Origin of the sequence: Leisingera sp. ANG-M1, assembly GCF_000813745.1 — a bacterium.
Lineage (GTDB): Bacteria > Pseudomonadota > Alphaproteobacteria > Rhodobacterales > Rhodobacteraceae > Leisingera.
Map to the genome: position 1 here is coordinate 390,019 of NZ_JWLC01000025.1, position 10,108 is coordinate 400,126.

The window sequence follows — 10,108 nt, forward strand, 5'->3', positions numbered from 1 at the left end:
TAGCCAACGCGCCTCCGCGCGCTGCCCGTCAGCAACTCTGCGCCCATGATCCGCTCCCGGTTTTCAACAAGGATTTGATCATCCGCCCGCCTGGCTGCGGCGGCCTTTCTATTGAAACTCTCAATAGTTTGCCCAAGCGCAAAGTTCTTTCCCTCCATTTGGCCGAAACTGCCCTTGGCACCGGAAAGCACTTGCGGAACAACAGCTAACACCCGATCGCTCCAACATGCCCCCCGGTACCTAGCTTTCAGTTTTCCGGCAGTCCGCCCCCGGGCCGCCGGCCTCTCAGAAATAGGGGATCAGCATGAGAAACCCAGTAAACCCGGGACTTATCAAAACAAGCCGGCGCAACATTCTGCGCGGCTCCTTGCTGGCAGCGGCGGCTGCAAGCGCTGGCGGCGTTGCAAGTGCCGCGTCAACCAGACTGCTCCGGCCGCCGGCCGTTACCCGGCCCGGACTGCCGCTTGTGAAAGCCGCTGCCCAGCAGGAAGCCGCCTCCAATGCCAAACCGGCTGACCTTTCCGGATACACCCGCGTCAAACAGGAATTGGTCGCGCCCCCCTACGCCCCGGCGCATGAGCAAGTCGCCTCTGGCGGTCCCAAAATCATCGAAGTCACGATGGAAACCAATGAAGTTCTGCTGACCGTTGACGAGGACACTGGGGCCGAGATCTGGGCGCTCACCTACAACGGCTCGGTGCCGGGCCCGCTGATTATCGCCCATGAAGGCGACATGATCGAGCTGACCCTGCGCAACCCGGCAGACAGCATGATGGAGCACAACATCGACTTCCATGCCTCCACCGGAGCCCTCGGCGGCGGCGGTCTTACCCATGTCTTCCCGGGCGAGGAAACCGTGCTGCGCTGGAAAGCCACCAAGCCCGGTGTCTTCACCTACCACTGCGCTCCCGGTGGGGCGATGATCCCCTATCACGTCACCCATGGCATGAACGGCGCTGTCATGGTGTTGCCGCGGGACGGGCTGAAGGACGCCCAGGGCAATCCGCTGCGCTATGACAGCATCGCCTATATCGGCGAGCAGGACTTCTACCTGCCGATGGATGAGGACGGTAACTACAGAACCTATGATTCTGCGGGCGACGACTACGCCGACAGCATCGAGGCGATGCGGACGCTGACTCCGACCCACTCGGTCTTCAACGGCTCAGTCGGCGCCCTGACAGGCGAAGGCGCGCTGAAGGCCAAGGTGGGAGACACGGTGCTGATGATCCATAATCAGGCCAACCGCGACACCCGCCCCCACCTGATCGGCGGCCATGGCGACTATGTCTGGGAAGCCGGTTCCTTCACCGACGCGCCGTTGACCGGCCTGGAAACCTGGCTGTGCCGGGGCGGCAGTGCGATGGCGGCGATGTACACATTCCGCCAGCCTGGGGTTTACGCCTACGTCAATCACAATTTGATCGAAGCCGCCTTGCTTGGGGCCGCTGCCCACTTTGTGGTCGAAGGCCAATGGGACAACGAACTGATGGAACAGGTCGTAGCGCCACGGGAATTCTCAGCGTGAAGGGCATGACCAAACCGGTTTGAAAGGACAAAACATGATCAGCACCAGCCGCCACTCGATCGTTGCAGGAACAATCATTGGGCTGGTGCTGGCCGCAACCGGGGCTGCCCTGGTGAACCGGGGCCCGGACCCCCGGTTTCTGCCTGAGCTTGCTCCTGCTCCGGTTACTCTGTCGGACGGCCATGTTCTCCATGTGCAAAAATACGAAGTCACGGTAGCGGAATGGAACCGCTGCTACACGGCTGGCGCCTGTTCCTTGGAAGTCAGGGTCCGGCCGGGCATGGACCCGGCCGCCACGCCGGCAACAGGGCTCAGCTATCTGGATGTAAAGCAGTATGTTGACTGGGTAAGCGCCGCATCCCGGCACGTTTTCCGGCTTCCGACGCTGGCGGAATGGACAGAACTGGCCGCAGAGGTCATTCCGCCTGAGCCTGAACCCTTGTTTTCCGATCCGTCGCTGACCTGGGCCTCGGCGTATCTGATGGAAAACCCGCCGCAGCGCGCGCTGAGACCCTCTGGAGCCTTCCAGACCACCAGCAGCGGAATTACCGACTTGGACGGCAGCGTGTGGGAATGGACCCAGGATTGCTATACTGGCGCCACTCCAGAAAGTTGCCCGGCTTTCTACCTGGGCGGAGAACATCTCTCAGTCATGTCTCTTCTCATTCGCGACCCGGCCAGAGGTGGTTGCGCTGCGGGGCTGCCGCCCGCGCACCTGGGCTTCCGGCTGGTAACCGAGCAGCCGCTGTCGTGACCGGCCACGCCTTTGCAGGCTTGGCGGCCGTCGTTTCTTGCTTCAAACCTCAAGCTTCTCTGTCCGCTCCTCAGGATTTTGTCCGCTGGGACGCCTTGGTTGGAAGACTTTTCTTGCCTCAATCCGGTGTTTCGTGCCGCTCCACGCCGCGATGGCCCGGGGACGCCCAAGGCGCAAAGGGTAATGGGGATTACCCTGAAGCGTAGCCATCAGGCGCAAACCCCGTAACTGCAAGCGGAGAGCGGCCCCGATGACATTGGCTGGACAACCGGCTCGGGAAGGATAGGAAAAGCTAAAACTTGCGAGGTTCAATCCCTCTGGTCAAGGGCCATCGTTTTTTGGTCGGAGGAGTGTGATCCGACACCTGTTTCACCGGACAACGGATGATCCTCAATAGACTGAAAGCGATGAAAGAATGTCTCAAACAGATCATGCTTCGGACCAAATTCTTGATCTGGATCACTGGATCGGACAATGACCTTTGCAACCCGCGAACCATAGGAAGTTTCTGCGTATTTACTCCATGACAAACGCACTCATAGACAAGGAAAAAAGTCATCGGCCTGCTCCATATGGCCAACGCCGCCTCGTAAGTTGTTTTGGGCTACCCCCAGGATCATCCATCGACCGGCAGACGGTGGTGCCGTCATATTCACGGCCGCGGTAGAGTTCGACCTCCTTGTCGCTCGTTTTGATCCTGGTAGAGAACCCAAGCGTGAAAGCCGCCTCGTCCATAGTCGGCCAGAAGGTATCCCGGATATCCAGATATGTCGGGGCGAAATTGCCCTGAACCGTCTTCGAATGCCTGCCAGCGAAGAGGCCGTGTCCAGGCAGCTGACATAGGCGCGGAATTTGCTATTCAGCCCGGAGAGAAAGACCCCCTGCGGCGCGCTAACTGCCAGATCGTGTGACACGGGCGTCACCGACCGGAGCGGCTATGATGTTGATGTTCAGAGTGTGAGCATCGTCTTCCCCTGCCCCGGAGCCTTGCGATACATGCGCAATTCGGTCGATGGTTGAACTACACGTGGTTGCATCACGATAGCGAGCGCTAGAGGCTCAAGAATTCGTGCTCCCCTAACCCTCTTGCAAAGTTGACGGCATGGTGTGTTGAAAAGATGGGGAAAGCCGCCCTTCCCCCGTTGCTAGCCAATCACATCCCAGACAAATGAAGTGTCTATGACGGCGCCATCGTTAGCGAAGGTTGTGGTTTTGCTCTCAAACGGCTGGTCGCCATTCAGGTCCTCGTAAGTGCGGCTCGTCAGGATGCCCTCATCAAACAGGCTGGTGATGCGGTCGCCATTATCGCGCAGAGTCACCTTGCGCTCCAGGCCGCCATTTGCGCCGAAGTACTGCTCCAGGCGGCTCCAATCCGCGCTGCTCTGCGCGCCGCTGCCATCGGTGACGATCTGGCTGACCCGGATTCCGCCGCTGTAGTTGTTCTCCACAACCCGCGTGGTGCCGTTATCATAGGTTACTTCAGTCCGCAGAATCTGACCGTCCGCATCCAGGCTGCGCACGAGCTGCTGCCAATTGGCAGTACTTTGCGCACCGCTGCCATCAGTGAAAACCTGACTGACGCGAACGCCGCCGCTGTAGCTGTTCTCAACAACCCGTGCGGTGCCATCGTCGAAGGTTACCTCAGTCCGCAGCACCTGTCCGTCCGCATCCAGACTGCGTACAAGCTGCTGCCAATTGGCGCTGCTTTGGGCGCCGCTGCCATCGGTGAAAACCTGCCCGGTTCTGACACCATCGGTATAGAGGTTCTGCTTGCTGCGGGCAGTTCCGTCATCAAAGGTGATTGCGGCGGTCAGTACTTTGCCATCAGCGTCCAGGCTTTGCTGAACACTCTGCCAACGTGCACTGCTGGCGCTGCCCGCGCCATCAGTGAGGGTGCGCCCAATGAGCACCCCGTTTTCAAAGCTGTTGCTCACCGTACGGGTTGAACCGTCGTCGAAGACAATCTCAGACTGCGCCACTTGCCCGCTGCTGTTAAAAGTCTGGGTGCGTGAAGCCCAGGGGGCTGCGCCGCCATCGGAGCCGTTGTCGGTATAGGTGACAGTTGCAATAGCACCGTTTTGATAAGTCACGCTCTTGTCGCTGCCGCCGGCAGCTTCTTTCAACCGGTGGATCAGCTGGCCGTCCTTGCGCAGGTCCATCGAAACCGGCTGGCCGCCCTGCCATGTGATCTCCCCGACCGCGCCATCTGCAAAGATGATGGCATCGGTGCCCGCCAACAGCAGGTCGGTGCCCTCGTCCAGCCCATCCAGACCGTTGGTGTCTGTCACGGTAATGCCGCTGCCATCGGCGGCGAAAGCAAAGGTGAACTCGTCGCTGTTTCCGAGATAGGCTGCAAAATCGAAGCCTGCGCCGCCAGTGATGGTGTCATCGCCGCCCATTCCGGTGATGGTGTCGTTGCCGCTGCCGCCCGACAGGCTTTCACCGGCAGCGGTGCCGGTAATGGTCTGGTGGCTCAGCACACCTTCAATGGTGATCTCCAGCGTGCCCGGTGTTCCATCCGCCGCCAACAGCGCAATGCTGTCGGTCACGCTCTGCCCAGGCTCCAAATGATCTAGCGCAGCGGTCCGCGTGTAGACCCAGCGCCCATCCGCCTGCAGGTCCGCATAGCCGTAGCTGCCCTCCAAACGTCCGGCCTGCAGGGCTTCGGGGCTGTCGATGTCACTGATAGTGATCCGGCCACTCACACCGGGCTCGCCTTCCGTCATCGTGGCCAGAAGGTCGCCACCCAATACCGCAGCATCGTTCACGCTGGCTATGCTGATACCGAAATGGTGGGTGCCAGAGTAGCCAGGGTTGCCAAAGGTAAAGCTGTTTCCAGTGACCTGAATGTCCAGTGTGGCAGCCTGCGGCCCGCTCAGATCAGCCGGAGGCGTGTAAATAAGGCTGCTGCCAAGCAAAGAGCCAAGATCGAGCTGTACGAAAGAAGTCACCCGGACTGCGCCGCTGTCCAAGAGTGTGACACCGGACGGCAAGACAGCACCCGGTTTCAGCGACAGGCTTCCAGCGCTCACCGAGATATCTGCCTGGTAGGAAAACAGCCCGCTGTCCGGATCGCTGCCTGCCATTCCAGAGAAATCCAGCACTCCCGCGCTGTCTTCCGTAACCGCAAAAGGCGTGGCAGGTGCGGTGAAGGAAAACGGATCATCGACGTAAGCGACGGAGACCGGCACTGTCTGGCTGGCAGTGGTCTGATCCGGCTGAGCAAAGCTCCAGACCAGCTGCGGCATACCAAAACTTGGCAGTTCGGAAGCCACATCATAGGTGATTGCGCGCAGCACAGAATGCGCTAGGTCCGTAGACGGCGTAACGCTGCCGCCGCCGAAGGAGATCTCAAGCCGCGGTTCGATGTCGTTCACACCGCCCGGCGACTGGAAGGAGACGTTGCGGATTACAGCGCTGCCAAATTGCCCCTCGGCGGTGTGCAGTTCCCAACTGTTGGCGCCAGTCTCAACAAGGTGGAACTCCGGCGATGCGGCAAAACCGAACAGCGAGTCCGATGCCGGAGTTTGCGACATGATGCTGACGGACGCCCCAGAGAAATCCCCCAGCCCCTGGTTCAGCACGGACAGGTCCGGCGCATCGACAGCAACCCCGGGCGCCAAGACGATTGGCTGCCCCTCAACCAGGCTCTGCGGCGCCAGGCCGGTCAGCGATACCGCATCCGGTGCGGGTGTGACTGTCAGGCCGATCTCCCCAATCGCCACAACGGCTGTGCCGTCCAAGGCCGAAGCCGACACCTGCAGCGGTCCAAAGCTGCCATTGGCATCGGCTGGCGGCGTGAAGGTGATATTGCCCGGGCCAGCCAGATAGGCCGCTATGTCCGCGCCCGTTCCGGACAGCGTCAGAATATTGCCTGCCGAGGTGGCAATGGTGATACCTTGCGCAGGCTGCGCCTGCAGCAGTGCCGCGTCAACGCCGCTCAGGGTGATCATCAAATCATCCCCGTCGATCAGTGTCAGGCCTGAGAAATCCAACACGATTTCCCCGTCCTCGTCTCCGGTCTGGTCCCGCAGGCTGCCCTGGACGCGGGTGATTTCCTCAACGCCGGTCACATCAAGGGCAATCGGGCCAATGTTTTGCAGCTGCGCGCCATTTACGTCGGTAAGCGTAAGGCTCAGTTGGCCGCTTTGACCAAAGGGCTGATCAGCAGGGTCGACGAAGCTGATGCCGCCGGCGAGATATGCGTTGAGGCTCGAGGGGGCGCCGGTGAGTGTGATGACTCCGCCTGCGCTGGAAACGCTGATTTCCGGGTCCAAAGCTGCGGTCAACCGGCCCGCATCAACACTGACTGTCAGGGTGACGCTTGGGCTGTCGCCATCCGCCAATGCGAGACTTGAGAGATCCAGCGGCGTCGACACATCGGTGCCAACAGGCATCACCGCGGCTGGTTCGGCAAACACCGGAGCCTCATTGATGATTTGCACCGTCAGATCGACATTCACCGTTGCCGAGGCCATACCGTCACTGGCGGTGACCACTACTGTCAGGCCTGTCTCGGAGCCGGTCGCCCCAGTGAGGTCGCGGGGCAATGTGCCGCTCAGCAGGCCGGTCTCCGGATCAACTGTCAGGCTGTCCGGCAACGGCGTCCCATCGGCCAGTGCAGCCGAGAACGTCAAGCGGTCGCCCAGGTCAGCATCCGTGAAGGCTGCGCCTGCTTCCACCGACACTTCACTGCCCTCTACCGCAACGGGCAGCGGATCCAGCGGCGATGCGACCGGTGCGTCATTGACCGGTGTGACGGTCAGATCGACGGTAATGGTGATCGCCTCGGTCCCATCGCTCACCACATAGCTGAAACTGTCGGGACCGTTGTAATCGGCATCGGGCGTGTAGGTGATTTGGCCGTCCTGCGCCTGCACGGCCTGGCCGTGGGCGGGCTGGACAATGCCCATCACCTGCAACGGGTCACCATCCGAATCACTGACACCGGCAAGCGGGTCAAAGCTGTGCGTGCCATCTTCTGCAACGCTCAGCGTGATATCGGAGGCAACCGGCGCATCATTCACCGGAGTGACTGAGAAACCGAACCATCCGCCACCCGACTCGGCGCCGTAGCTATCCACCACAGTCAGCCAGACCGGCAGCTCCCCGTTCCAGTCCGCCGTCGGCGTAAAGAGGATCATCTGCCCGTCAGCTGAAACCCCAAGCGTGCCAACGCCGTCAATCGCCCTGGTATCGGCCGGGCCAGCCGGCGTCCAGGCGGCGGTGGTGCCATCCGGCCGGACAAACCCAAGCTGACGCACGCTCAGAGTGTCCCCGTTGGCGTCAAACCCAAAATTGCCGACATCCATGCTCAGCACGCCGCCGTCTTCGAGACCGCTGACCTCAACGGGCGCGGTAACCGCAGTGGCTCCAAAGCCCGACAGTTGCGGCGCGTCGTTCACGGTGACCGTCACCGTTTCTGTGCGGGCAAAACCGCTTTGGTCCGTGGCGGTGTAGGTGAAGCTGTCGCTGCGGGTACCGGCCCCGGGCGTGTAGGAGAGCGTACCGTCCGCATTGATCGCAACAGTGCCGCCGCTGCCCTGCGTGGCTTCCGTCACCTGTGGAGCGCCAATCGCCGTGTCATTGCCAAGCACGTCGATAGACGCCGTCACGCCTGCGCCCGTCTCGACAGTATCCACCTGAGTGGTAAAGCGGTCCGCCACTTCGACCGTCACGGTGACAGGAGCCGAGGCGAGGCCAGTGCTGTCTTCTGCGATATAGGTGAAGCTGTCGGTTCCGGTAAAGCCGTCATTAGGCCGGTAAGTAAGCGTGCCATCGGCTTCGGCTATCACTGTGCCGTTGCTGCCCTGTGTCAGCGAGCGGATCGACAGGACATCGCCCGGATCGACGTCAATGTCATTGGCCAGAACGGCAAGGCTTGCAACCTCACCTGCTGCGGCTTGAAGCGTATCGGCGACAGCCACCGGCGCGTCAGGCGCTCCGGTGACAGTGATAGTGACCGTCTGCGTCGTTGCGGTCACCCAATCGCCGACGATATACTGGAAGGTATCAGTACCCTCGAAATCCGCGTCCGGCGTGTAAACCACTGTCCCGCCCCAGCGGTCATAGGTCAGTGAGCCATGCGACGCGCCATTGGCGCCGATCACATAGAGCTGCACATTCGCGTCCAGTTCTACAGCCTCGGCTAGCACATCCAGCGTCACCGCTGTGCCTTCGGTGGTTGTGGCGCTGGTCAACCCCAGGGTTGGCGCCTCATTTTCCCCCCACACATCGATGGTGACCGTTGCGGTCGACGAATGGGTGCCGTCACTGACGGTATAGCTAAAGCTGTCCTGCGTCGTATGGCGATAGCCGATCGGAATGTAGAAGTCCGGGTCGGGTGTATATAGGAAGCTGTCGCTGGTGCCGATTTGAGTAATCGTGCCGCCCTTGGCGGTGACGGAGTCGAAAGAAACGATCGTGCTTTGATCTGTGAGCGGGATCTCATCGTTGAACAGCACGCCTGCAAGGGTCGTGGTGCCGCCGCTGTAGACCGAAAACAGATCATCCTGCGCCAGCGGGCCAAGGGCCGGGTCATGGCCGTTGTCGATCAGCGTCATCTCCCAGCGGGTCTGCCCGCCTTGGACCGTGGACTGGGTATCAAACGCCATGTAGTCGGCGGAAGTGAAAGCAACGCTGGTGGAGCCAAACTGCAGCTCATAGCTGTAGACCCCGTTGCTGAGCGTGCGGCTGAAAGAAGGCTGCGTCTCACCTGTTGCCCCGGTAAATACCAGCGTCTCGCCCAAGCCGATATCGGTCAGTTGGTCCGCGCCGTCATTGGCACCAAAGGCAAACCGGTCCAGCCCCGCGCCACCGGTCAAAGTGTCGTTGCCGCCGCCGCCAGTCAGCGTGTTGGCAGCCGCAGTGCCCGTCAGCGCATCTGCATTGGCGGTGCCGGAGAAATGCTCGAAATCGCTGATCTCATCCGTGGCCGCGACGACGCCCGCCGAGTCCAGGATTTCATAGCGCTGCGCCCCACCTGCGGTGAGGCCTGCAAAACGCACAGAATGCCCGTCGGCCAGGCGGCTGTAGTCGATTGTGTCGCTGCCGTATTCGCCCGAAACCGTGTCATTACCCAGGTTGCCGTAGAACAGGTCGTCGCCTGCGCCCATATTGACGCTGTCATTTCCGCTGTCAGTCTGCAGGACGTTGTTTATCAGGTAATCATCCACCACATGGGTGAACTCAAAATCGACATCGGCGTAAGAGAGGAGATCGACTGTAAAGTCACCGCCGGTCAAGCGGATCTCTTCGAAATTGCGGTATTCGTGGTACCGGTATACCGGCTCCCAATGGCCCTCCCGGGTCACTGGATCATCAATGACAAACCTGTCGGTCCAGTACTCCCGAAAACCCGTCGAAATGGTGTAAGAGAAATTGGTTTCGTCAAAGATGACTGCATCGGTGAAAAACTTCGAGGACGCCGCCGCATCAACGGTCAGAACGTCATAGCCCGCGCCGCCGTCCAGTACCGCATTGCGGTAGCTCCATTCCTGCCCGGTGTGGAAACTGACGTGCCCGGAGGCCCAAACGTCGGTGACCTTATCGTCCCCGGCGCCTGCGTCCAGTTCATCCAAACCGGTGCCTAGGCTGATCGTGTCGTTGCCTGCGCCGGCGGTGACGTGGTCGTCATTAGCCCCGGCGTGGATTTCATTTGCGGTGTCGCCGGTGCGGATAACATCGTTGCCAGTGCCGCCGGAAATCAGGTTGCCGCCCTGCAGGTCAGTGATGTTGTCGTGCCCGCTGCCGCCCATAATGACGTCGCGACCCGCGCCGCCGTCCAGGGTATCATTGCCGGCGCCGCCCTGCAGCCGGTCCGTGCC

General features: G+C 60.9%; 3 protein-coding genes. 2 read left to right on the forward strand and 1 reads right to left on the reverse strand.

Annotated elements, in window-relative coordinates; all coding sequences use genetic code 11:
* Positions 1-304: 304 nt before the first annotated feature.
* Both nirK and RA19_RS21225 read left to right on the forward strand, forming a co-directional pair.
* On the forward strand, positions 305-1,528 hold the full coding sequence (gene nirK, locus RA19_RS21220) for a copper-containing nitrite reductase (RefSeq protein WP_039166577.1): 1,224 nt from the start codon (positions 305-307) through the stop codon (positions 1,526-1,528).
* A gap of 34 nt (positions 1,529-1,562) precedes the next feature.
* Positions 1,563-2,282 (forward strand): formylglycine-generating enzyme family protein, encoded by a 720-nt coding sequence (locus RA19_RS21225; protein ID WP_052261963.1) that lies wholly within the window; start codon positions 1,563-1,565, stop codon positions 2,280-2,282.
* 1,145 nt (positions 2,283-3,427) lie between these two features.
* Here RA19_RS21225 and RA19_RS21230 read toward each other — a convergent pair.
* Entirely contained in the window at positions 3,428-10,096 is a 6,669-nt protein-coding gene (locus RA19_RS21230) for a tandem-95 repeat protein (RefSeq protein WP_275041752.1), read from the reverse strand.
* Between the last annotated feature and the right edge of the window lie 12 nt (positions 10,097-10,108).